Origin of the sequence: Enterococcus sp. E5-162 (assembly GCF_035725965.1) — a bacterium.
GTDB classification, from domain to species: domain Bacteria; phylum Bacillota; class Bacilli; order Lactobacillales; family Enterococcaceae; genus Enterococcus_B; species Enterococcus_B lactis.
Genome location: NZ_JAPRFV010000009.1, coordinates 1 through 25,266, shown reverse-complemented (window position 1 = coordinate 25,266; position 25,266 = coordinate 1). Strand labels below are relative to the sequence as shown.

Here is a 25,266-nt window from a genome sequence, read left to right as displayed (position 1 = left end):
TAAGAAAACAAGCGATATAGAAGATCGATTCATGATCTTTTATATCACTTGTTTTTTTACTCTTCTTTGATTTCTACGTCAGGCAAACGAACAGTGAATTTCGTTCCTTTTCCCAGTTCGCTTTCTACTTCTAATTTTCCTTTATGCAGGCGAACAAGCTGTTGCACGATTGGTAAACCTAATCCTGATTCACCATATTTTGTATTTTTTCTTGAAGGATCTACTTTATAATAGCGATCCCAGATACTTTTCATTTGTTGTTCAGACATTCCAATTCCCGTATCTTCGATCGTGATGATCGTTTCAAGATAACCTTTTTCCAGGGTGACCATGATTTGGCCGTTTTCGGTAAATTGTATCGCGTTTTGAATAATATTGACCATTATTTGGACAAAACGGTCATAATCAGCGTAAACATCGATATCATCATCAGCTTTCAGTATCAACGTATCCCCTGCTGCCTCTGCTTTAGCTTCTAACTGGGCAACAATATTCCTCAATGTTTCTGTACCATTGAATTTTTTTATGACCATACTGATTTGATTCGTACGGATTTTTTCATAATCCAAATTTTCATTCACTAAACGGATCAGACGCTCTGTTTCATTCTTCATCAATTTAATCGCATTTTCTCGCTGATTCTCAGGGATTGCATTGTATTCCAACCCTTCCAGAAGACCGTTGATTGTCGTAAGAGGTGTTCTCATCTCATGGGAAGCATCTGCCATGAATTGTCTTCGACGATTTTCTTGTTCTTCGATTTCTGCTTGAGATTCTTTCAGTGAATTCGTCATTTTATTGAAATCATCTGCTAACTCATCAAATTCATCTTTATCATGTACGGGAAGCTGTACATCAAAATTGCCATTCGTCACTTCTTTCGTCGCATTCCTTAAACGATTGATCCGCTTGACTTGGAATGCTGCAAAAGCATAACTGGCAATGACCGCCACAATACTGGAAAAAATGAAACCTTTGAACAGGTTCAGTGTAATTGGACGAACACTGTTATCGATATTTCGCGCAGGTTGACTGACTACAAGTGCTCCATAGAATTCATGATTCAAATTGAATGGTACAAGTGCGTAAGAGGTCGCCTGCGCTTGCCCTAAAATGTTTTTATTCGATGTGAATTTCTCTTGACGCCCACTCCTCAGATTTTTCCATTGATCCGTTGTTAAGGTAAAGTTCAGCAATGCTGTATTGGTCGGATAAATGACACGTTCATTTTTGTCGATGAATATAAAATTCACATTTTGTTCTGTCAGTACTTGCTCCGTCAGCAGCAATGCATTTTGAAATGCCTGATCTTGACTAAACTGCGGAAGTGTATCGGCATAGGTTTGCGTTGTCTTTTCAACTGATTCAGCGTATCCAAACAGTTGCTGATAATTGTTTTCTTCAATCGTCTGTTTTGTCAGTTGCGTAAAAGAAACTCCGACGATCAATAAGATCAACGCGACCATTCCGCAAAAAGCTAAGAGTTGCTGATACAAATAACGCATTAGGCAACACCAGAATCATCAAATTTGTAGCCGACTCCCCAAACAGTTTGGATAACTTGTGGTCCGACCTTTTCAATTTTTTGACGCAATTTCTTGATATGAGCATCTACTGTCCGTTCATCACCAAAATACTGGTAATCCCAGACTAGTTCAAGCAACTGTTCCCGAGAAAATACTTGTCGTGGTTTTTTTGCTAAAGTAAACAATAGATCGAATTCTTTAGGCGTCAAGCCTTCGATGGGCCGATTGTCCAGATATGCTTCTCGTGTTTTCGTATTCATCTTGAAATGACTGGTCTCAATATCAAAATGGTCATCTGAAACCGCTGCTTCTTCTCTTGCTTCTGCCAACTCGCTACGGCGATGTAAAGCTTTCATTCGAGCAATAAGCGTCAGCGGACTGAAAGGTTTTGTCACATAATCATCTGCCCCCATCTCCAAGCCGATCACCTGATCACTTTCAGAATCTCTAGCTGTCAGCATGATAATCGGCACTGTGCTTGAAACTTTGCGGATCTCTCTTCCTACTAGCATGCCGTCCATTGTAGGCAAATTCAAGTCCAATGTAATCATGTCCCAATGTTGGGGGTTTTCTAAAAAGGCGTCAAGCCCTTCTTTTCCATCATACTTGAAGGTTGCTTCCCAACCTTCATTTAAGAAAAACATCTGCATCATTTCAGAAACAGATTGATTATCTTCAATCATTAAAATATTCATTATCGTTCCCTCCAGTTTCCAGGTCATATCTCTGTAATTTTTTTTCTGTCATAATAAAAATGGGCATAATTGGAAATACCAATAATAGCATTTCGATCAAAAAATAATTCGTATGTCCAGATATCTTTAAATAATAACCGATCAATGTCATCAGTAAGCCCATAAGGAAAAACCAGTTCCCGCTTGTCTTTTGTGCTAGTCGCCAATGAGCGTCTGTTTTTGCGGCAAGAGGCGAATGGTACCCATAAAAAGGCAGGTTTCCTTTTGAGGGCAGAATCCGAAAAAGACTGCCAATTATTAAGAATAAGATACCAATACTGAAAAAAATCATTCTTTCCCTCCTAAATTCTCTTCTTATAGTATACTCTATATTGTTGACTGAACCAATATGTTCAGGAATTCTTCACGAAAGGTTTGTCTTTTGTTCATTCTTTGTTAAGATAAACTTATTCCAATAAAAAAGGAGTTTTATTTGTGTCAAATTATCGTGCAATCACTTTCTTTGATCTTGATGGAACATTACTAGATGCGAAGTCAAAAATCACACCCGAAGTGGCAAAAGCTATGAACGCATTAAAAGAAAACAACGTTCTTCCCGTCATCGCCACAGGACGTACAGAAGCAGAAATCCACTCGATTATGGAAGACGCGGGCATTACTTCTGCGGTCACCATGAACGGTTCTTTCATTCGAGTAAACGGTGAAGAAATCTACTCTCAAACATTTTCTTCAGAAGAATGTCAAAAAATGTATGATCATGTACAGTTGAATGGGCACGAACTTTCTTACTATAACGACCAGAAAATCTGGTGTACCGGTCATAGCCAAACAATGATCGATGCTTATGACTTTATCCATTCAGATGTGCCGGAAATAGATCCTCTAGGCTTTAAAGACAATACAGTAAATATGTTACTTATCTTATCTCAATCAGGTGACGAATACTATCATGAACATTTTCCTGAGCTAACTTTTTATCGGAATGGTCCTTACTCGATTGATACAGTGAAGAAAGGAATCTCAAAAGGCGCAGGTGTCAAACGACTGAAAAAAGAACTTCAATTAGAAGAAGTTCCTACTTTTGGATTTGGTGATGGTCCGAATGATTTTGCCTTGTTGGAAGCTTGCGACAACAAAATCGCTATGGGCAATGCCTATGATGGATTAAAAGAGCTTTCTACTTTCATCACAAAGAAAAATACAGAAGGCGGGATTGTCCACGCATTGAAGCATTTTGATCTGATTTAAGGATATTTTTTCGAAACTGGACCCTTTCTAAAAAAATCACTTATTTTTTCTTAAGAAAGGGCCAGTTTTATATAAATACTGGGGTATCATCCGCTTTTTTATTGAATTTATCCCAAGATGTGCTATACTGATTTTGTATGAAAAATACACGTAACCCTTGTTAGCTAACGGGGACGTTACGGATTCGACAGGCACAGTCGAGCTTGAATTGCGTTTCGTAGGTTACGTCTACGTAAAAACGTTACAGTTAAATATAACTGCTAAAAACGAAAACAACTCTTACGCTTTAGCTGCCTAAAAACAGTTAGCGTAGATCCTCTCGGCATCGCCCATGTGCTCGAGTAAGGGTCCTAACTTTAGTGGGATACGTTTCAACTTTCCGTCTGTAAGTTGAAAAAGAGAGTATCAGACTAGCGATACAGAATGCCTGTCACTCGGCAAGCTGTAAAGCGAAGCCTCAAATGAGTTGACTATGAACGTAGATTTTTAAGTGGCGATGTGTTTGGACGCGGGTTCGACTCCCGCCGTCTCCATATATGTATGGTTGAGACTAATAGATACTGTGAAAAACGTTGATGAATCAACGTTTTTTTATTTTGGCTTAAAAAAATTTGAATTTTTTGCTTTTTATTTAACAATTAAAATTTCGCTTATATTGTCACACTTAGTTTTTCTTCGTCAACAGTCTTTCCTTCAATAATTTTCTTTATATATTTATCCGTTTTAACTTTATTAGTTCCTATAAAAAAATACCAATCAAAAATTACCATAAATAATGAGTATCTATTTAGAAAACATTAGAAATAACCAGTAAAATGAACGGCCAATTGTACTTTTACTGGTCATTTATAGAATTTTTTTAAGGAGATAGAATATTATTAATACGTGACACTTCCATTTATGTCAAATGTTTTGGCCCGCTCATTACTTTCAAATCGAAGAAAATACGTGCCAGAAGTTAATGAACTTGTGAAAGTACCGTTGCTAGTTCCAGAAAAATTCCTAGAAGAAACTATAGTTGAGCCTATCAGATTCTGCCGTGCAATAGCAACATTCAACATAGTAGATGCTCCAGCACTCCGTCTAGTTTGATTATGCCTAACAGTATACGAACGTGTAGTTGAAGTAGACCAACTGTTGACAGATCTCCATGACCAAATACCAGTCCCACTATATGTCATAATGGTGGTATCGTTTACAATTGTTGCAGAAAAAAAACTTAGTATTAAAAATGCGAGCGATAGTTTTTTACATATATTTTTCATAGTATAGCTCCTTTATGTTTTTTTTATAATAATAGTAACAAATTGAAAGGAGAATTCTACTATTAATAGCATAAAAATTAAAATAAAATTGTTATTTTTAAATGTTTCATTACTATGTTTATCGTTTTTGTTTTCCAGGTGGTTTTACATGAAATATCTTTATTTTTACTCACTCTCTATTTTTCCTCCTAGTGGAGATGTTGATTTTTGGATTCCATTTATCCAAATAATAATTATTACTTTTTTTCTCTATATTTTTTTACTAAGTTTTTTTACAAAGAAAATTTATAAGGAAGTAATCATTGGATTTTATATTCTTTATTTTTTAGTATTAATTTATCTGCTCTTTTTAAAAAACATTGGAATAAGAGGACTAGAATCCAATCCTTTATCATTTCTTTCTGATTTTATCAATGGGGATGCGATAATCGTGATGCTGAATATAATCATGTTTATACCATTAGGCTGGATACTATCATTAAATAAAAAACATCTAGGCATAGTGGTTTTGGGTATCTGGTTAATTGAAATAGCGCAATATGTTTTTCATTTAGGAATATTTGATGTAGGGGATATTATTGCAAATGCTGCTGGTTTCGTTGTGGGCACTATAATAATGGAATCTTTATTCAATAAATTTTCATTTGAAATTACGTCTTTTAGTTTAAATAAAAAAATAAGATAAAAATAGAAACATATACTGGAAGCTAGAACAAGTACTTGAGGATATGACAAAAACTTTTTTAATGATTATGTTTGTTATTTAAAGATAATGTCTGCAATTAAATTAAGTGAAATTAGAGAAGCTATAATCATTATACTTTATTTGTTATTAAATTTTGGCAACTAAAAGGACTTTAGAGATACCTTATATATAATCTAAAAGAAGCGAAGGAGAATTTCTGATAGTGAAGCAAACGAAACTAGTTTTTATATACTGAACTAGATTCAGGTTGTATAGAGAATCAATTAAAGAAAATTTACAATTATTGTGCCACTTAAAAAGAAAAGTGAAATATAAAAAAACAACGCCAACTAAATAAAGTGTCTTTAAAAGCTTGGACTCCTCGCTTTTGAAGGCACTTTATTTAAAATCTTTATGAAACTAAAGTATGTTCATATTTATTGCTGTAATTATATAGATATTCTGTCGTTTCCAACTCATAAACGTGAGTGTATTTTGCCACTACTTTTCCGCATTTTTCTAATATTTCATTGCGATCGACGTCATGATATTCATCTACGCAGATCACAACACAATTTTCTAATTTACTGATTACTTCTCCAACCACTTTTTGTTTCAAGCCAATAGGTTGGCAAATATATTTTTTTCCTAAAATGATAGTTTCGTTATTCATATTTCATCCATCCTTAATGTGTTTTTCATTATTTAAAATGATAATACCATTAAAATATGATTATGAAAACTAATAACACTTGTGATTTTATAAAAAAATAAAAAAACCGAAAAACAGATATCCCCCTGTCTTTCCGGCTCTTTTTATTTTTAATTTCTCTTCTTTTTTGTTTCAATAGTCAATTTTAGTTATTAATAAATGAAAAAGCATTTATGTTAAAATTTGCTAATAAAAGATCTACATATTTTTCTAGAAATGCTTGATCGATTTCATCATACCCTTTCGTTACTCCGCAATCGATATCTAAAACACCGATTAAATGACCTTCTTTTACCATTGGTACAACGATTTCTGATTGTGCGGCTGAATCACAGGAAATATAATTTTCATGTTTTTTGACATCGTCAACGATCAATGTCACTTGTTTTTCAGCTGACTCTCCACAAACTCCTTTTCCCATCTTGATACGTGTGCAGGAAACTCGCCCTTGGAACGGTCCTAAAATCAATTCATTGCCATCAAATAAATAGTATCCTGCAAAGACAGTCTCAGGTAATGTTTCATTCAACAATGCAGATGAATTTGCTAAATTTGCTAACCAGTTATCTTCTGCTTCTAATAATCCTTGTTGCTGTAATAATAGAATTTCGTATGCATCTTTTTTCTGTTTTTCTGTCCACATGATAAAAACCGCTCCTTTTTGATCTATGGAAAAGATTATAGCTCAGTTTTTTGGTAAACGCTAGGTTTGCTTTTCAAAAAAGCGAGATACGTTAGATTGGTTACCTTAAACGCATCTCGCTGTCTTTTTTATTCTGCTTGTTGGATTTCTGCTGCTAAATCAGCATAATCAATCGTTTCGTGAACAAAAGTCGGATCATCAACTGGAAAGTGCTGTACAAGAGAAGAGATGCGGCTGATTTCCACGTTTCCTTCAGCCACTTCAAAATCCATTACATGTCCGCCAAATGTATGTGTATCATCGATAAAATGCAGATGAAATCCCGCTGCAGCAACTCCTTGGAATAATTCAGGGGTAAAGAACCCGACTAATGTTCCATGAATGTTGCTTTGTTGGAATTCTGGTTGAGACTCTGAAATTTTCGCTAGTCTTCGATAAGGTTTTTCTTGTTTCGGCATGATACGGATATGCATGTTTTTGAATAATCCAGTTATCTTCACTGCTAAAAATAGATTTTCCCCATCTTCTTTTACTAAGATGTGTTTTTTCAATTGTTCTCCATCTGCAGATTCTAAAACAGAAAAACTAGTATCTGGCGTAAAATCTGTAATTGCTGCATAGGGGGTAAGTTCACTTCCATCTAATTGGACAACTGAGCCATCTGATCTTCCTTGATAAGCTACGCCATCTAAAAAGATGACTTCACCATCAAGTCCATGCAATGTTCCCAATCCCAGAGTTCCTTTTTCCAATATGTGAGCAATCGTTTCTGTTCCATCCATCAAGCCGGCCATCAAAGCTCCCAATGTCCCGTGCTGGTATAAGATTTTTTCAGTCATGTCGACACTTCCTTAATAGAATTGATCTGGTAAGATTGTTTCTCCCAATTTCTCATTATCACGGTAATCGATCGGAATATCAATAATTACGGGTCCTTCTGTCGCAAATCCTTCTTCTAAAGCTTTCTCTAATTCCTCTATACTTGTAGCTCGGATCCCTTTAGCACCAAAAGCTTCTGCATATTTCACAAAATCAACTGGACCAAAGTCTACACCTGACGCCCGTTGATATTTCATTTTTTCTTGGAACTCTACCATATTGTAGCGTCCATCATTCCAAATCAAATGAACGATATCCAATTTTTTACGTACAGCCGTTTCTAAATCTTGGGCAGAGAATAAAAATCCGCCATCTCCGGAAACTGATACAATTTGTGTATTTGGACGTACCAGTGCAGCAGAAATCGCCCACGGTAATGCTACACCAAGCGTTTGCATACCATTACTGAATAATAGATGTCGTGGTTCATAACTTCTAAAGTGGCGTGCCATCCAAATATAATGACTCCCTACATCTACAGTAACGGTCATATCATCTGTTACTTTTGATTGAAGTGTGTTGATGACTTCTAAAGGATGCAAAATACCTGCTTCTCCTTTTGATTGGACAATATCCCGCTCCGTTAGTTTTGCTTGAAGAGAATCTAAATATTCTTTCGCATCTTCTGACACTTGTTGAGGCTCTAATGAACCTGTCAGTAAATCAATAGTGGCTGAGATATCACCGATCAATTCTCTTTCAGGCTGCATAAACGGATCGATTTCAGCTGGTGCTTCATCGATCACAATGATCCGCGCATCTTTTTCTGCGTTCCAGTTTCTTGCTTCATATTCGATTGGATCATAGCCAATTGCGATGACTAGGTCGCTTCGTTTCAAAAGCATATCGCCTGGTTGGTTTCTAAACAATCCCACTCGACCAAAGAAATGCGCTTCTAATTCACGTGAGATCACTCCAGCTGCTTGGAATGTCTCTACAACAGGTAATGCTGTCTTTTCAACTAATTGCCGGATAGCTAACGTTTCTTTTTCACTTGATCCCCGCATACCTACTAATAATACCGGTAGTTTTGCTTCCCTGATGCGTTCGGCTAAGTAACGGATATCATCTGCAGAAGCAGAACCTAATTTAGGATCACTCAATGGCTTGATGATATTACCTTGAACTGGCGCATCCACTACATCTTGAGGAATGCTGATAAAACTCGCTCCTTTTTTTGAGCTTTTAGCCATACGATAAGCATTAGCAATCACTTCTGAAATTGTTTCCGGATCTTGGATTTCTGCACTGTATTTTGTGATTGGCTGGAACAGCGCTGCATTATCCATGCTTTGATGGGTCAACTTCAATAGATCGCTTCGTTTTACTTGCCCGGCAATTGCTAAAACCGGGTCTCCTTCTGCTGTCGCTGTTACCAAACCTGTAGCTAAGTTACTAGCACCTGGACCACTTGTTGCGATAACAACCCCAGGTTCTCCTGTAATACGTCCGATTGCTTGTGCCATAAATGCAGCATTTTGTTCGTGACGAGTTACAATTAATTCAGGACCTTGATCCTCTAATTCATTAAATACACCATCGATTTTTGCGCCTGGTATACCGAATACATAATCAACGTGATGGTTAATCAAACTTTCTACTACAGATTTCGAACCTTGTTTCATTTTTTCAGCCATTGAACATCGTCCTTTTTATACTTTATTTTTAATTATTAGTTAGAAATAATCACAAATAAGTGATACAGTTTCTAAACCTGTTTCATCCAGAAGTATAGCACGTTTTATTTCATTTGTTTAGCCATATGTTTCAAAAAATGAAAAAGAATGACAGATTTTACATAAAAAACTGTCATTCTTAATTGAAAGTTTCAATTTATAAATTCTACAGATCCATCGTTTTCATCAATTTACGATTGTTGAAGTAAATCAAACCAAATACGATAGAGGGACCTAGTGGAATACACCATTGGGGCTTTACGAAAAAGAAGAGAAACAAACTTGTCAATAGTAAAAAATCTAGTAAACTCACATACCATTTTTTCAACGTATAGTAAAACGCTATCCGTAGAACTTGATTTGGTTTCGACGCTGAATTTCTCACCTGAAAATACCAGCAGTTGATGCTAAAGGAAACTGATAAACAAGCAAGTAAAACAAACAACGGAATCAACCATTTTCCATAAGAAAAACGTATAAAAAAGAAACAATCAAAAATCGCTATCACACTAACTATCCAAGCAAATAGCCAATAAAAAAATCCCTTTAGCCAAAATCGGCGAAACGTCTTTATGAACAAACGTACGGATGAAAAACTTTTTTCTTTTGCTAATTCTTCTGTCATGCCTATCATCACGATGCAACCCGGACCAATAAAAAGCAAAGAAAAAATAAAGGAAAAGACATTCCTTCCATCTATTGACAAAAGGAACGCAGCTGCTATATATAAGATATTGACAAACCAAAAACAAAGGCTACTTGCCAACGATTGATACAACCAATAAAAGAATTCCATATAAACATTTTTGTCAAAACGCTGCTCTTTCATAATCGCCTCCTATTCCTTCATTCCTGATGAAGCGATCCCTTCTACAAAATATTTTTGCATCGCTAAAAATATAAAAGCAACAGGAAGAACAGAAACAACTGAGGCAGCCATGATTAATGCGTACTCTGCATCAAATAGCCCAATAAACATTTTCAACCCTAACTGGATTGTTTTATTTTCCGTAGAAGACAAATAAATGAATGGCCCCATATAATCGTTCCATGTATTAACGAATGTGATGATCGTCAAACTGGCAATCGCCGGTTTTGTAAGGGGTAAAATGATCTTTTGATAGATTCCCCATTCTGATAAGCCATCGATCCGCGCACTCTCACATAAAGAATCTGGGATACTACTGTAATATTGCTTCAACAAGAACACACCAAAAGCATTGAACGCTTGTAATAGCACCAATGACCACAACGTATCTGTTAAGCCCACTTTTCTCATCATGATGAACTGAGGAATCATATAAGACTGCCAAGGGACAGCAATTGTGCCGATATATGCTAAAAATAAAATATCACGCCCTTTAAAATTCAGTTTAGAAAACCCGTAAGCAGCAAAACTAGAAGTAAACAACTGAATCAATGTGATCACAACGCTTAAAAAAGCTGTATTCTTAAAAAATGTCACTAAAGGAATACGAGACCAAATAACCAGATAGTTCTCTAAATGCCAAGTTTTAGGGATCCATTGAATCGGAATCGTGAATACTTCATTATTTGCTTTGAATGAAGCAGAAACCATCCATAAAAAAGGAATGATCGTCAATAAAGCTAGCCCTATTAGCAGAATCATACCCAACCATTGAATAAAGGTCATATCGTTTGAAAAAATTTTTGCTTTTTTCCTTTCATTTTGAACACTCTCTTCCATTTCATACCTCCTAAGTACGACGCTTATTCCAAGAAAACTGAACAACCGTAACGCCCAAAACAATTACGAACAAAACAAGTGAAATAGCTGAAGCATAACCAAAATCAAATTTTTTGAATGCTTCATTGTAGATTTGGTAAACCAACACATTTGTCGCTCGACCAGGGCCGCCATCCGTCATCACTTGCACCAGGTCAAACACCTTGAAACAATTGATGACAAGCATGATCGTTACAAAGAAGGTAGTTGGCCTCAACGAAGGTAATGTCACATTCAAAAATTGTTTCCATCTATTTGCTCCATCTAGTGAAGACGCTTCATACAATTCTTTTTGGACACTTTGTAGTCCTGCAAGGTACAGAATCATGTAATAACCCATCCCGCGCCAAATACTGACAATTACAATTGCCCAAAGCGCCCAATTTGAACTTGAAGTCCAACCTGGAGGATGTTCAATAAATCGCCTTAAAAAGATATTAATTGGTCCCATCGTTGGATGAAACAACATATTCCAAACAACAGCAATTGCTACTAAAGAAGTAACATACGGAAAGAAAAATATCGTACGAAAAAGCTTCATCCCTCTAATTTTTTGATTTAGTAGTAAAGCTAGCCCTAACGAACAAACAAGTGTGCCGGGCACTACAGCAGCGGTATATAAAAAAGTATTTTTCAAAGAAATCCAAAAGGTCTCATCGTTGGCCATTTTACGAAAGTTATCTAGTCCAGCAAATTCTGGCGTTGAAAAAGAATCCCATTTCATAAATGCTAGTACAAGCGAAAACAGGATCGGTATTAATGTAAAAACGAAAAAACCAATGAAATTCGGGGCGATAAACGAATAAGCGATCCACGTTCGTTTTCTACGCAAATGATTTGTAGCTTTCTTATTTATACTATTTTCCATTTCGATGACGAAACCAAGAGCGTTTGATCTCTTGGCTTCTCTCCTTTCATGATTATTCTTTTTCAGCAGCTACACGTTTCTCCATATTTGCCGTTCCTTTTTCCGGCGTTTCATCTCCAACCAAAATCAAGTCATGTTCTTCTTGTAAAATCTTATCGATTGCAGGCCCATGCGTATCAATCGGAAATTCAAGTTTGATTTCATCAGGAGAAAAAGCTTTTTTAGAAATCTCATCCGTTGGCATTCCAGCGAGGTTAAAATAAAGCTGATCAATCTCATCTGTACGATATGAAGGAACTACTCCTACTCCTGCCAATACTTTTGCTCCTTCTTCACTAGCTGCAAATTCAATAAATTCTTGCGCTGCTTTTTGTTTCTTTGAGTTTTTATTGACAGCAAATGCTGTTGGCGAGCCAAACGTCGTGACCGATTCTCCTTTTTTCTTCTGAGGAATAGCTGTAATTCCCCATTCTACTTCTGTCTTATTTGCTTCTTTGTTCGCAAGTATGCCAGCCATATACCAAGTTCCCATGTACATCATTGCTGCTTTTTGTTCTTCAAATTGAGATTGATAGGTTACTTTCGTTGACTTAGCCGTGCCAAAATCCATTTGCGCGCCTTCTTTTTGCATCCTCAATGCTCGATCATAATAATCAGCCATAAATCGATAATCTGGTTCCACAAGATTCGCTTCGTTTTGAGCAGCTGCAATAGCTTGGATCGTTGAACGCCAGATATGTTGATATGCTCCATAAACTTGTCCGTCATTTTTACTAAGCTTTTTTGCTAAATCTTCGTATTCGTCCCAAGTTAGATTTTCTGGGTATTCGATTCCTGCATCATCAAACATTTTCTTATTGTAATATAGTACCCAAAAGTCCGTTCGATAGGGCAATGCGTATGTTTTTCCATCGATATCATACATTTCATATGTTCCTTTAGCAGCATCAGTATCTAATTCTCTAATTCGTTCTGTTTGATCGACTAACTGATCTCGTAAAGCATAATTTGAATACGACAAAAGATTTTTCATCGTCAATACATCTGTCGTATCTCCAGAAGAAAGCATCGTAGTAAGTTTCGTGTCATAATCATCTGAAGCAATATCCACTGCTTTCACTTTGATTCCCGTTTTCTTTTCGAATGCTTCAAAGAGCGCTTTGAATTCAGGTGTTGTTTCATAATTCCATGTCGAAACGGTAATTTCATTTGCTGATTCTCCACTACTGCCTTCTTGATTACCACAAGCACCAAATACGAGTGACATTCCCAAAACTATTGATCCAATCATCATTTTTTTCCATCGCTTCATTATATATGAATCCTCCTCTTCTCTTATACATTACCAGTAACAGTACCATGTTTTAGCTAGACGAGTGATCCCTTCTACATAAAAGTAATCACCCCAGATCACACATTCATCTACACCTTTTAAGCTGTTTTTATCATAAACGGCATGGAAAAGCAGCCCGTTTGATCCATCTACTTGTTTCGTTGTATAGTTTTTTTGTAATTCTCCCAAGATTTTGACTGCCATCTCTTCGTAATCGAAATGACGATGATCTGAAACAGGCAGTTGTTTGGAAAGTTCTAACAATCCGCATGCAGCTATTGCTGCCGCAGAGCTATCTTTTTCCTCTTGACTACCTTCTTTGAATATTAAATCCCAATAACAAATCAAATCTTCAGGAAGCTCTTGTAGAAAATAATCAGCAAGTTGCGTGGCGGTCTCTAAAAAAGAACCGTCTCCCGTATACAAGTAACTTAATGTGAATCCATAGATTCCCCACGCTTGCCCGCGTGCCCAACAGGATTCATCTGAATAACCTTGTTGCGTACGACCATATTTAGGCACTCCAGTAACATCATCAAAGTAATACGTATGGTAAGTAGTAGCGTTGTCTCTCACAATATACTTTTGAGTTTGTTTCGCATGGTTGTAGGCAGCTGTTTTATAACTCTCATCTCCGGTAGCCTCAGTAGCAAAGTAAAGTAATGGTAGATTCATCAAACAATCAATGATCATACGTCCACGCTGCTTTGGATCATCTAAGTCTCCCCAAGCTTGGATAATTTGAGATTTGGGAGAATAACGCTCCATCAATCGATCAGCTGCTTGTATCGCTATTTGTTTTGATGACTCGTTTTTATTCAATCGATAATCAGCAACAGCTGATAATTGATATAAAAATCCGATATCATGCGTATCCAAGGCTATATCTTTTTCTAAACGTTCTTTGAATGAAGCTAATTGACTTTCTATCGTTCGATCAAAATCTTTTGAGTTAGAAAGTTCTTTTGTTAAAAATAATATCCCCAACCAGAAACTAGCCGTCCAATCAGTGTTTTCTTCCGCTTCATATACATGATTGTTACTAGCTGCAGCAGGTACGAGAAATTTAAATTTTTCTTGATTTTCACGCACCTGTTTTTCAATAAAATCAATTTCTGAAACTAGCCAATCTAACTCAACTATATTTGTTCTATTGTCCATCGTTGTATTTTTCCTCCAACTTTACATTAATCCTTTGCCCTAGTTGCCCGATTTCTATATTTCTCCCAATAATTTCTACAGCAGGCTCTTCAAAAACCTGTTCTGGTAAAACACCGCTGATCACAGATATAAATACTTGTTTTCCGCTTTCAGCCACGCCTGTCAAATATGGTAATAGTGTTACTGGAAAATAAAGACTTGTATTAGGTTCAGGTCGAATAATCCCAGCTTTCTTGTATCCAATGATGTTCTTAATCCTCGAAGTACCAATGATCGATCGTGCTGTGGCACATTGTCCCGCTATACATCTATTTGTATTTTCCATTGGTACACTAAACCCGCCTTCATACACATACAGCAACCGTTCACTCCATATTTCGTGGATACGCAAATGCCCGTTTTCAAGCGGAACGATTGTACTTTTTATTGTCACATCTGACCAAGGACGCCATAAATGGACAACTCGGTCTAACTCGATTGAAAACATTTCATCTAATTCTTTTGTCCGAAAGTGACGGCCATCTTCAGACAACGCCAAACAACTATCATAAGCTCCTTCACCATATGATCCGTTGCTTTTTGGCACACTGAAACCAAAAAGAGTGGAATAGACAAATTTACTGTATTTCGCACTCCCATGATTTTGATTTTGAATGAACTGTCCCGCCGGAAAAGCTTGCACATGCTTTAATGTCTGATCATATTGATACATATTTTTACTAGAAGGCACTGCTTTTTTACGTACTTCTATCTTTAATCCGAGTGCTTCTGCTTGCCAATAAGGATGATCATCAGGGACTGCTAATAACAAAAACGTTTTGAATGCCCAATAAGGGGATCCTGGGCCATTGTATCCTTCCGCAAAAACCATATTTTGATAATGATAACCAACTGACAGCAACCCATCAGTTGTCAGCATCTCTTGATGATTCCAATATTTCAAATGTCGACTGATCAATCCTTTGATCTCGCCCCACGGCAATGCTTCGACATTAGCAAAAACTAGCGCACTAAAAAATGACACTTGCGCAAAGCGATAAGTCAAACTACGCCCAAATGGAAGCCCTCTTCCTTCTTCATCAAACCAATATTTAAATGTCTGAGCAAACAAGCATGCCCTTTTCTTCATTCTTTTGGCACGAACCGGGTCTTCTTTTTCCATGAAGCGACAATAGATCAAACTATAGTAGTGGATTGCAAAAGAAACATAATAATCTACTTGTGTCTCGACCCCGTCACAATACCACCCCTCTCCTTGATAAAAGCTTTCGATCGTTTCAAGATCCTTCTCCAACAAACTCTTTGAATAACTTCTTCCACAATTTTTCATCGCTAAATTGATCAGTACACGGAAGAAATGCCAATTATTTCTCGGTAAAGAAGATTCATTAACCTGCATTAGCCAATGATGAAGGTTTTTTTGTGTCTGCGGTTCTAATCTATCCCAGATATTTTCTTTATTCAGCAACAAGGATGTACTAAGAGAAGCCATCTCTACGATCAATTGATCAGAAGAATCGATTTCTCCCCAATAATCTGGACTTCTTGGGTCTACACCTTTCGTTATCCCTTCAAGATAAATATCTGTAAGAGGATGCGGCTTGTTTGTGATAAAAGGTCCTAATCCCCATAACGGTCTTAAGTATGCTTCGATTTGTCTACGATCTTCTGTATATACCGTTCCATGCGTTCCTAACTTCAAGCGCCCGGGTCGTTTCTCATAAAAGACGTTTAATGGCTCTAGCAAACACAAAAACATTTCTTCAATATCTTCTTTTGATAAACAATCATTGAACCTTAATCTAGTTTGTCTTGCCCTCTTTCTTTCATTCACTCTCGTTCTCCCTTTCAATCAGCTGTCCCTTTATAAAACCATAATATTCTCCATACACTTTAATCCGCTCCCCTACACGAAAGCATTGATCCTGATCGTTGAATATCATAAAATCGTTTCCTTGAGTCCGCAATAAGAAGCGATCGCCATTTTCCACTTTGTTGCTTTTTCGATCTGATTTGATGATAGTCCCCTCTAAAGAGACTATTTCACGTAAAGGTACTTCATCGTTTTGCCATTCTTGTTCAGAAACGCTTCGAGCATTTTCTTTTAACTTTTCCTCTTGTTTTTTACTAAAATTATTTATTTGCTCACGATTATCATTCGTATATCCTATTGCTAAAAACAGACTACAAATAACGATAACCGTAGCTACTATCCCTTTCAATTTTATCCCACCCCTCTTTTTTGTTAGCGCTTCCTTAAGAAGATAGTACTTTTTTACTCAGGAAAAATCAATAGTTTTTAGTAAAATATTTTTATTTGTATTTTTTTTACTTTGCTTTTTTACTTGAAAGAAATATACTGTATATAAGAAATTGAATGAATGAGGGGTACAAAATGGCCACTATTACTGATATCGCAAAAGCTGCAGCAGTATCGATCTCTACCGTTTCTAGAGTATTGAACTACGATCCTACCTTATCTGTTACTGAAGAAACGAAGCGGAAGATTTTTGAAATTGCTGAAGAATTGAATTACACGAAATATAAACAAAAAAAGAAACAGAAACGAACCATAAAAAAAACAGGAGAAAAAAAAGAACGATCGCTTGGCATCATCCAATGGCGCTTAGATGAAGAAGAATTAGATGATATTTATTATATGTCCATTCGCTTAGGAGTAGAAAAACGTGCTGCCGAGCTAGGATATAACGTATTGAAGATTTCTCACTTAGATGATCAATCAATAGAATCAGTGGATGGTCTCTTAGCTATTGGTAAATTCACCCAGGAAAGAATCGATGAATTCGCAGCACTTCATGAACATTTCTGTGTAATAGGAAGTAATTTCCCTTTGAACAACTATGATTCCGTAAACACCGATTTTGCTCAAGCAACTGAACTAGCCTTAGGACATTTATTTTCTCTTGGACATAAAGATATCGCTTTTATTGGGGCTGAAGAAACGGATAATCTTCACAGTTATCGTCGATATAAGACACCAACTACTAACACTTACATTGATGTTATGCAATTTCATAGCTTGTATAAAGATGACTATTTTATCTTGAAGGAAAATAGTCGCTTGGATGTCCCTACAGGAGAAGAACTGACCTTGCAAGCATTGAAAAGCTGGAATGGAAAGTTGCCAACCGCTATTTTAGCAGCAAACGATTCATTTGCGATCGGTATTATCCATAAATTGACAGAAGCTGGAATTCGTGTGCCGGAAGAAATCAGTGTGATGGGAATAAACGATCTTTCGATTTCTCGTTATGTCTCACCTTCTTTATCAACTGTCCATGCATTTACAGAAGAAATGGGTGAAATGGGCGTGAACGTTTTAGACGAACGAATTAAAAATCCAGGAATCGCTAAACGGATTCTACTTAGTACAGAATTAGTTATCCGACAATCGACAGCTTCGCCACGTCAAACGTAGAGAAATAAGAGGTTATGAAAAAGCTGTCCTACACTAAACATAAGAACAGCTCTTCCTGTTTTATGGATAGTGTGATTTATAAACGTGGAGTTAGTAGGAAAACATGGTTTACTCCGAAAAAGGGCAGTGACAAGTTGATTGTCACTGCCCTTTTTAAGTTAAAGTGTTCAAGTTTATCACATAAGTACAAAAGAAGTAATAATCTCAGTCTCTTTGGCAACCTGATACATCGCTTGTATTTGATGCGCTTCACAAAGACCACCATCATGCCGGTGATATTGTTTTTTTATCACATTGAGGCTAATCAAAAAACGCGTATCGAATTTGATTTCAACGACTTCGTTGCTTGTTCTTAGAATAACTTTTTTCTCCTCTATTACTGGTTCAATAGGAGACACGAAATTCTCTATGATCTCATTTTTTGCTTTACTGAAGCAAAACCGATCATGGAGCACTAAGATTTTTTTCTGTTCATGAACAGAAAAATGACGGGTAAATTTTTCTATATAAGATTCAGTACTATAGGTTTCGGCCAAGCTGTAAGTGATTTCCCCGTTAGCGCAATCCGTTCTTACCACTTCGGCTTTTCCGTCGTTAACGACTTGGGAACAACCATTTAAGATAGGCAGATGATGGCTCTTAGCTGAAGTAACAAAATACTGATACCGTTTTGATTCATGAAAGTATTCTTTAGTATATTCCCCTGCTCCTAGGTCTGTTAGGAACAATACTTCGTGATTTCCAAATACAAAATGACCGACATCCAAATGATTATGGCTTTCTCGATTGTCTCCACCTTTTGCTGCGAAAAATAAATCTTGTTTTACTGAATTTAGGATAAACCATTGAGCATCTGGAAAATAGTCACACTGCCTGTTAGAAACACTCGACTCCTTCTTTTTTGTCCATCGAAGGTTATGATAGAGATGAGCAAAACGGTAACACTTGTCAAAATCCAAAGAACTGACTGTCTCTATAGGAATATCTGCACCGAATCTCGATACGCAAAAGCTTAAGAGACCGCTTGGCAAGTTGGGTTGAGAAAAATCTGAAAAAGGAAGATAAGTATTGTTTATTCTTACCTTCCCAGGAAATTCCGCTATTTTCTTAACCTTATTTATCTCTAAATAATAATGATTCCCTGTCGATTCGGCTAACTTTTCAGCATAATAAATATAATAACCAAAACCATAACCCCAATATCCCACACCTTCTGTGCAGATACCGTCTTCTCCAAAACTATGAAGATAGTTCTTAAGTGAAATATCGACTTTTGTCAGGAGGCGTTCTAAACGATTGCTTTTTTTAGGAAGCAAGGACAAACAAGCCATCCCAACGCATCCGCCAATCACAGCACTCCAATTGTTTTCCTTTTGTTCCCATTCCCATGACTGTTTTTCAAAAGGCAAGATCAAACGTTCCTCTACTTCCTTTCTTATACGATTCGCAACGATAGGTGATAGCTCTTCTCCGACTTGCTCATAGATCTCAGCTAATGCCTGCCCTGTTTCAGCAGAAAATAAGTCGATATAAACCCTTGCTTGATCGTTGAATAAAACTTGCTCTGACAAATGAGCAGGCAGCGCCCATGTCCATTCATTACAAACTTCCCAAATTAATTGTTCCAACCACTCTTTGTTCTCACTGTTCTTTTCATAGAAATAAGCTAAAGCGGCCACAACCAATTGTCTTCTTCTAGCAAAGTAACTAGATTCGTAACTCAGTCGTTTACCCGTTTCAAAAAATTCCATAAATTCTTTTAATACAAAAGGTTCAATCTTGTTTTGCTGAATATACTCTTTATTGGCTTTAAAAATCTCAATTTTTAAAGGATCAGCTATTGTTTTCATCATATCCTCCTTGAATGATACCTTTTTATCTCATTTTACCAGAATTCAGTAAAAAAATATATTTTTAGTAAAAAACCGATCTTTTTTTGGGATTCGATTTTCATCTTTCCTTTGCTGTTAAGAATATAAGCAAACTCTATCTGATTTATATCTAGATACCATGAGTAAGATAAAAAGGTTATGACAAAATTCTGATCACAACCTTTTGGCAAACGGTAGATTTACCTCTACTTTCTACGTAATTCTTCATGCATAATTTAGCAACAATCGCGTCTCATCAATCAGAAAGTTTAATTTCTGTCCGTTTTTCAAAGTGACAGTAATCATCTCACCATCTTCTTCGATCTTATCTGCTTTTAGAGGAAGATAGTTCAAGTAATCGTCTATGATTTGTTTTTTTCCTCGGTTATTTTGATCTTCATCAAAATAAGATAACCGTACGACTTTTTTGTTCGTTTCATCAATGATTGCCGTTCCGTAGCCTGTTTGCGTGAGGAATTCCATTTGCCAAAATACGCTATCCCCTGAAATCAAAACTTCATAGTCTTGAACAATCACTGGCTCTTTTGGCATGGCTAGCTTTTGAAATAGCTGATTTAATTCCTCTCGTAGCCGATTGACCATATCTAATTGGCTCTGATCTGATTCTTCCATGATAGAAAAGGATTGTGCTTGGCTCATTGCCGTTTCGATAGAGGAAGAAGCTGAACTTAAAGAAGAAATATCTACTGTTCTTTGTTCTTTTGTAGTAATGCTACTCGCTAAAATATCTGGTAAAAAAAACAATCCTGCGCTGAATACCAGAAAGAAAGCAGAAAGAAGGTATAATTTAATTTTCATCTGTTTCCCCTCCTAAAGCAAAATCGATCGTGATCGTCGTCCCTGTACCAAGTGTACTTTCTATGTCAAAAGAACTATTATGCAATTCGGTTATTTTCTTTACCAAAGCTAATCCAAGTCCTAAATGTTTCGTTGTTCTTGAAGGATTTCCTGTAAAAAATTCATCTGTTACTTTAGACAAATTTTCTGTTGGTATCCCTCTACCATTATCGGAAAACTTCATAATATAACGCTTTTCTTCCTTTATTCCTGTGACCACTAATGTTCCATCTTCTGCTATAGCTTCTAATGAATTTGCCAAAATATTCATGGCTAATAGCTTGAAAAGATTGAGGTCTAGCAAAATATTGGCAGGTTCTAGTTCGATGGTATAAGTAAACCCTTGTTTCATTCCTTTAAGAAACTTGTTTAGATCATCGCTAATCATATTGGTCGAGATTTCTTCAAGAGAGACACTTGTTCTTTCCAACTCCATCAATTTCAAAATATCATTGGACAGATGTTTTAATCGGTTGCTTTCTTCAAGGATATAATCGACAGATTCTTCGGCTGATTGGTCCAATTTTTCCCATTTCAACATTTGAGCATAGCCAATAATGGAAGTCAGCGGCGTTCGAATTTCGTGAGAAAAGCTAGAAACGAATAAATCTTGCTTTTCCTTTGCCTGACGGAGAGTTTCTAGATCGTGGCTCAATTTATCGGCCATATTGTTCAAACTACTCCCTAATTTTCCAATCTCGTCTTGAGTATTGACTATTGCCCGTTCTTTCGTCTTACCCTCTGTGATATGCTGGGCAACGGAAATCAGCTGATTGATTGGTTTTAAGATCATGCCTGTTAGAAAATAAGTGACTGGAATAATGGCCAAAAGTAAAAAGAGCAAGATCAGACGAAAATAGACAAGAGAATCTTTGACGATTTCTTCATAGTTTTTTGCTTGATGGTAAGTTGCTAAACGATAGGCAGTATCAGGTATCTTTGAAGTTGAATAAAGCACCTGTTTGTTTTTAACAGTAGACATGTCGCTGATTTCCACGGTACGATTAGACAACTCTTCTGGAGGTTCGTATTTTTCAAACAAAGTGGGCTTTGTAGTAAAAACCGTTTTGCCTTTTTTGTCTAGAATCTCAAATTCTCCGATTTTAGCTGCGGCTACGAATTCACCATTTTTTCTCATTTCATCTGTTGTTTCATCTCCGTCTGTTTTCGTCGACAACAGCAATAAGAGATTTTTCTGCTGGTTGACCATCACTTCTTTTTCTTGAGAAACTGTGCGCTGGTAAATCGCATGCAGTGTAAAACCACTGACCACCAAATAAATGAGTAGAAAGAAGAAGAATAATGAAAAGAAAACTTTGCTTGTATATTTCAAGTTCATCCCTCCAATAGGTAACCTACACCATAAATCGTACGCAAGTCCTGCCCTAATTGTAATTTATTTCTGATTCTTTGGATGTGTAAATCAAGCGTTCTGGAGTTGGGCTCTTCTTCCCTTCCCCAGATTTTTTGATAGATTTTTTCTCTTGGCAGAATAATCCCTTTATTTCTAATTAAGTAAAGAAGTAATTCATATTCTTTAGGAGTCAAAGAAACAGCTTGGTTTCTTGCGGTGACAGCTCTTGTTTTTTCATTGATTTCGATATACTGCCATTTCAGTAATTTATTGGAGTCGTTTTTTCCATTTCTTCGAAGAACAACTTCCACCCGTGCCAGCAATTCTTCCAGATCAAATGGCTTTGTTATATAATCTTCAGCACCTGATCTTAAGCCACTGACTCGATCGGAAAGCTGATCTTTGGCTGTCAAAAAAATGACAGGAAGGTCATATTCCCGCATATACGCAAATACTTCATAACCATCGATTTCAGGAAGCATGATATCTAGCAAAACCAAATCAAATTCCTGTTGCTCAATGATATCGGCTGCTTCTTTACCTGTGAATACCGAATAGACTGTATAACCATTTTTTTCTAATGTACGAACTAAAAGTTTGTTGATCGCAGGATTATCTTCTACTACTAGTATCTTCATACAGTTCCTCTCTTTCTGTCAATAGAGCAAATTTGATCCCTAACCTATAAATATACACGAATATCAGTGAAAAGAAAAAGATGAGTACGATCAACAAAAAAGATGGACCGTCTATTTTGGTAAATGCTTCAACGAATCTCATGAACGTTTCCTTGCTGTCAGTGAAGACATCCGTACTGTTCAATCTTAAAAAGCGACCGAAGTAAATCCCTATAGCATTGATAAACAAGACGATGCTGATAACTAACCATTGATAGACGCCTATTCCGATTTTTTTGACAATTACATTGGTAACCATCCATAAGCTTTCACAACCGAAAAATGTGGTTGGGAAAACAGAAAGAACGACTAACAATAATTTATACCAAATTTCCATCTTCATGCTTATCATCATAGTAGATGGATCGTAAGGTGAAAGCAAAGACAGATGGAATAAATCGGTGAACAAATAAAAGTTATTTGGAAAAAACAGTAGCCAGAATAAGATCAGCACGAGAGAGACTAGTTTGGAGCTGCTGACTTTTACCCACCTTGCTAATTCAATCGGGATATATGCCAGAATCGTATTAGTAAAAAATAAATAAAAAACACTTTTTTCATAAAAAGAAAGATAAAGAACGAGCAGCAGTAAAATGTAATATCCTCTAATAAAATACATCTGCTTTTGAATCATTGGACATCTCTCCTTTTTTAGACTAAGCGGGTCGGTGATCATTGCGCCCATAATAATTTTCTGTTTTTGATGGATTATCTAGCAAATCGCTGATGGTCGTAAAAGTATATCCTTCTTTTTTTAATTCATCAATCAGCACAGGAACAGCATCTACGGTCTCAGGATAGATATCATGTAGTAATATGATGGCGCCATCATATACTGTACTTTTTACTTGCTGTAAAATTTTTTCCTTTTGTCTGGATTGCCAATCTTGAGAATCAACAGACCACTCGATCATTGGTCGATGAATGATTGCTGCTCCTTTTTTTGTAATAGAGCCATACGGAGGTCGGACATAGGCTGGCTTTTTACCGATTGCTTTCAAAATAGCGTTATCTGTTTGAGTGATTTCCTCACTGATTTCTTGGTCAGATAGACCAGCTAAATCCTTATGAGAAAAAGTATGACTGCCGATTTGATGACCTTCTTGCACCTCCTTTTGTAAAAGCTGTTCGTGTTGGGAAACATTTTCCCCTAGAACAAAAAAAGTGGCGTGTACGTTTTTTTGTCTTAAAATCTCTAAAAGTTTTGGGGTAGTGGAGGGATTAGGTCCATCATCGAAGGTAAGAGCAACGGTCTTTGATGATTCCTTTGTAACTTCTGTTTCTTTATTTTTTTCATTTTTTGCTTGCTGTTCCTTTGTGGTGATCGTCCGACTGGTAGAATTGGAACTTTGCCATTTTGTTCGTTCTTGTTTCCTAGAAATCTCAGTATCTTCTATTGTTTTACTTTCGTTCATTGAGGGCGTGAAGACTCTGTTCGTCATATAGACGCTTCCACCAGTAATCCCTATTAGAAGGACGATTGTCCCAAGGGTTATCAAACTTTTTTTAATCATGTGCCTCTCTCCTGCTTTACTGTAATTGCTGACTGATTCGTTTGATTTCTGTGTCAGTCATTTTTTGGTAAGAGATACCGTCAATTATTTCTTCTTCTCCTTTTAATTGATCCGTACTCATTTTAAATTTGGTACTCTTTGTTAAATATAATTTAAATAATTCTCCCAAAGGTAAATTTGTTTTCATATTGTTCCCTAGAACATTGATGATTTTGTCTATTTTAGGTATGGATTCCATAGTCAGCAGCTTCTGCATGATTGCTTTGATCACTTTTTGCTGTCTTATTTGCCTCCCATAATCACCATTAGGGTCATCATATCTCATTCTTGACCATGCAAGTGCTTCTTCTGGAGATAATGTAAGGGACCCTTTTGGAAAATCATAATGGTCAAAGTTGAAAGCAAAATCATTGACCACTTCAATATCGCCAACAATACTTAGCATACTCTCTAGCCCCTTCATATTCATTGTCATATAGTAAGGAATAGTAGTATGAAGCATATTCTCTGTCGTTTGTATAGCTGTTTGTTCTCCTCCATAAGCATAAGCGGCATTTAATTTATCAAAACTATTTTTTCCTGCGATTTGAACATAAGTATCTCGTTCTAGACTGATAAGTTTTACTGTCTCATTTTTAAGATTAACATGGGCAGCAATCATTGAATCCGATCTTCCTTTTTCTGTCCTACCAAATTCTCCAGTATCTACACCTAATAGCAGTACATTGAACCGATCCGGTAAATGTGTGGCTACATCAGCTGAATATTTCACATTCATGTTGGTTGCTGTTTTCTTTGAAACCTCAGACAAGTTTTGCAATTTCATATATTCGCTTACACCATAAGCGCTTGCTGCTATAATAAACATCAATAGAAAAATAGATATGACTTTTAAGATTTTGTACATTTATACTCTCCTCCTTTGCTGTTAAGGATAGAAGCAAAATCTATCTGATTTGTATCTAAATGCTATACTTTAGAAAAATTCAAAAACATACTAAGATTAGAGGGGAACATCATTGACGAATGATGTTCTCCTCTATTTTCTATTTTTAGATTATAGTGAAGAGTGAAAGAAAGTTCGAACAAAGCCTTGAGGACTACGAGTCCCTATC

Annotated in this window: 24 protein-coding genes and 1 other RNA gene; 4 read left to right on the top strand and 21 right to left on the bottom strand. The window is 36.5% G+C overall.

The window, feature by feature from the left end:
- Positions 1-56 precede the first annotated feature (56 nt).
- From OZZ83_RS09595 to OZZ83_RS09585, 3 genes are read right to left on the bottom strand one after another with little or no spacing between them, the layout of a single operon-like run.
- Complete coding sequence (locus OZZ83_RS09595; RefSeq protein ID WP_002313582.1) at positions 57-1,505, bottom strand: sensor histidine kinase; 1,449 nt, start codon at positions 1,503-1,505, stop codon at positions 57-59.
- Complete coding sequence (locus OZZ83_RS09590) at positions 1,505-2,221, bottom strand: response regulator transcription factor (RefSeq protein ID WP_002290404.1); 717 nt, start codon at positions 2,219-2,221, stop codon at positions 1,505-1,507. Before OZZ83_RS09590 ends, OZZ83_RS09595 begins: the two co-directional genes overlap by 1 nt.
- A complete protein-coding gene (locus OZZ83_RS09585; RefSeq protein ID WP_002308810.1) occupies positions 2,202-2,552 on the bottom strand; it encodes an SdpI family protein in 351 nt (116 codons plus the stop codon). Before OZZ83_RS09585 ends, OZZ83_RS09590 begins: the two co-directional genes overlap by 20 nt.
- Positions 2,553-2,695: 143 nt before the next feature.
- Here OZZ83_RS09585 and OZZ83_RS09580 point away from each other — a divergent pair, with 143 nt between their 5' ends.
- The 3 genes from OZZ83_RS09580 (at position 2,696) to OZZ83_RS09570 (ending at position 5,419) form a co-directional block, all read left to right on the top strand.
- Positions 2,696-3,469 (top strand): Cof-type HAD-IIB family hydrolase, encoded by a 774-nt coding sequence (locus OZZ83_RS09580; protein WP_002290402.1) that lies wholly within the window; start codon positions 2,696-2,698, stop codon positions 3,467-3,469.
- Positions 3,470-3,638: 169 nt separating this feature from the next.
- Positions 3,639-4,005, top strand: a transfer-messenger RNA (tmRNA) gene (gene ssrA, locus OZZ83_RS09575).
- Positions 4,006-4,882: 877 nt separating this feature from the next.
- Positions 4,883-5,419 carry a VanZ family protein gene (locus tag OZZ83_RS09570; RefSeq protein WP_002334803.1) on the top strand — a complete coding sequence of 179 codons (537 nt, stop codon included), beginning with the start codon at positions 4,883-4,885 and terminating at the stop codon, positions 5,417-5,419.
- Positions 5,420-5,831: 412 nt separating this feature from the next.
- Here the strand turns inward: OZZ83_RS09570 and OZZ83_RS09565 are convergent, their stop codons facing one another.
- The 11 genes from OZZ83_RS09565 to OZZ83_RS09515 all read right to left on the bottom strand — a co-directional run bounded on the left by OZZ83_RS09565 (position 5,832) and on the right by OZZ83_RS09515 (position 16,660).
- The gene (locus OZZ83_RS09565; protein WP_002289617.1) at positions 5,832-6,092 is read right to left on the bottom strand and encodes a hypothetical protein; all 261 of its coding nucleotides are present in this window, start codon (positions 6,090-6,092) and stop codon (positions 5,832-5,834) included.
- Between the two features lie 184 nt (positions 6,093-6,276).
- The gene (locus OZZ83_RS09560) at positions 6,277-6,774 is read right to left on the bottom strand and encodes a GAF domain-containing protein (RefSeq protein WP_002308807.1); all 498 of its coding nucleotides are present in this window, start codon (positions 6,772-6,774) and stop codon (positions 6,277-6,279) included.
- Positions 6,775-6,902: 128 nt separating this feature from the next.
- Complete coding sequence (gene budA, locus OZZ83_RS09555; protein WP_002308805.1) at positions 6,903-7,613, bottom strand: acetolactate decarboxylase; 711 nt, start codon at positions 7,611-7,613, stop codon at positions 6,903-6,905.
- A gap of 12 nt (positions 7,614-7,625) precedes the next feature.
- Complete coding sequence (gene alsS / locus OZZ83_RS09550) at positions 7,626-9,290, bottom strand: acetolactate synthase AlsS (RefSeq protein WP_002308803.1); 1,665 nt, start codon at positions 9,288-9,290, stop codon at positions 7,626-7,628.
- A gap of 205 nt (positions 9,291-9,495) precedes the next feature.
- Positions 9,496-10,158 carry a hypothetical protein gene (locus OZZ83_RS09545; protein WP_010727117.1) on the bottom strand — a complete coding sequence of 221 codons (663 nt, stop codon included), beginning with the start codon at positions 10,156-10,158 and terminating at the stop codon, positions 9,496-9,498.
- 9 nt (positions 10,159-10,167) lie between these two features.
- Entirely contained in the window at positions 10,168-10,983 is an 816-nt protein-coding gene (locus OZZ83_RS09540; RefSeq protein ID WP_226072182.1) for a carbohydrate ABC transporter permease, read from the bottom strand.
- A gap of 64 nt (positions 10,984-11,047) precedes the next feature.
- Positions 11,048-11,944, bottom strand: coding sequence for a carbohydrate ABC transporter permease (locus OZZ83_RS09535; protein WP_025477222.1), 897 nt, complete (start codon positions 11,942-11,944; stop codon positions 11,048-11,050).
- 52 nt (positions 11,945-11,996) lie between these two features.
- Positions 11,997-13,256 carry an ABC transporter substrate-binding protein gene (locus OZZ83_RS09530; RefSeq protein ID WP_002308796.1) on the bottom strand — a complete coding sequence of 420 codons (1,260 nt, stop codon included), beginning with the start codon at positions 13,254-13,256 and terminating at the stop codon, positions 11,997-11,999.
- Positions 13,257-13,286: 30 nt separating this feature from the next.
- Positions 13,287-14,438: a glycoside hydrolase family 88 protein gene (locus OZZ83_RS09525; protein ID WP_002345994.1), complete on the bottom strand. Its 1,152-nt coding sequence runs from the start codon at positions 14,436-14,438 to the stop codon at positions 13,287-13,289.
- Positions 14,428-16,272, bottom strand: a complete 1,845-nt coding sequence (locus OZZ83_RS09520) for a DUF2264 domain-containing protein (RefSeq protein ID WP_002345995.1) — start codon at positions 16,270-16,272, stop codon at positions 14,428-14,430. The genes OZZ83_RS09525 and OZZ83_RS09520 overlap by 11 nt, the downstream gene beginning before the upstream one ends.
- The gene (locus tag OZZ83_RS09515; protein WP_002308791.1) at positions 16,265-16,660 is read right to left on the bottom strand and encodes a hypothetical protein; all 396 of its coding nucleotides are present in this window, start codon (positions 16,658-16,660) and stop codon (positions 16,265-16,267) included. Before OZZ83_RS09515 ends, OZZ83_RS09520 begins: the two co-directional genes overlap by 8 nt.
- A 173-nt stretch (positions 16,661-16,833) precedes the next feature.
- Between OZZ83_RS09515 and OZZ83_RS09510 the strand changes: the two genes are divergently transcribed.
- Positions 16,834-17,877, top strand: a complete 1,044-nt coding sequence (locus OZZ83_RS09510) for a LacI family DNA-binding transcriptional regulator (RefSeq protein WP_002308790.1) — start codon at positions 16,834-16,836, stop codon at positions 17,875-17,877.
- A gap of 176 nt (positions 17,878-18,053) precedes the next feature.
- On the opposite strand, the gene OZZ83_RS09505 is transcribed toward OZZ83_RS09510, so the two are convergent.
- From OZZ83_RS09505 to OZZ83_RS09475, 7 genes are all read right to left on the bottom strand, one after another.
- The gene (locus OZZ83_RS09505) at positions 18,054-19,727 is read right to left on the bottom strand and encodes a heparinase II/III family protein (RefSeq protein WP_002345997.1); all 1,674 of its coding nucleotides are present in this window, start codon (positions 19,725-19,727) and stop codon (positions 18,054-18,056) included.
- 246 nt (positions 19,728-19,973) lie between these two features.
- Entirely contained in the window at positions 19,974-20,567 is a 594-nt protein-coding gene (locus OZZ83_RS09500; protein ID WP_002345998.1) for a hypothetical protein, read from the bottom strand.
- Positions 20,557-21,945, bottom strand: a complete 1,389-nt coding sequence (locus tag OZZ83_RS09495) for a HAMP domain-containing sensor histidine kinase (protein WP_002345999.1) — start codon at positions 21,943-21,945, stop codon at positions 20,557-20,559. Before OZZ83_RS09495 ends, OZZ83_RS09500 begins: the two co-directional genes overlap by 11 nt.
- Positions 21,942-22,598, bottom strand: coding sequence for a response regulator transcription factor (locus OZZ83_RS09490; RefSeq protein ID WP_002346000.1), 657 nt, complete (start codon positions 22,596-22,598; stop codon positions 21,942-21,944). Before OZZ83_RS09490 ends, OZZ83_RS09495 begins: the two co-directional genes overlap by 4 nt.
- On the bottom strand, positions 22,573-23,271 hold the full coding sequence (locus OZZ83_RS09485; protein ID WP_065772982.1) for a DUF1361 domain-containing protein: 699 nt from the start codon (positions 23,269-23,271) through the stop codon (positions 22,573-22,575). Before OZZ83_RS09485 ends, OZZ83_RS09490 begins: the two co-directional genes overlap by 26 nt.
- Positions 23,272-23,293: 22 nt before the next feature.
- Positions 23,294-24,151: a polysaccharide deacetylase family protein gene (locus tag OZZ83_RS09480; protein ID WP_002346002.1), complete on the bottom strand. Its 858-nt coding sequence runs from the start codon at positions 24,149-24,151 to the stop codon at positions 23,294-23,296.
- A gap of 16 nt (positions 24,152-24,167) precedes the next feature.
- Positions 24,168-25,058, bottom strand: coding sequence for an LCP family protein (locus tag OZZ83_RS09475; RefSeq protein ID WP_002308783.1), 891 nt, complete (start codon positions 25,056-25,058; stop codon positions 24,168-24,170).
- Between the last annotated feature and the right edge of the window lie 208 nt (positions 25,059-25,266).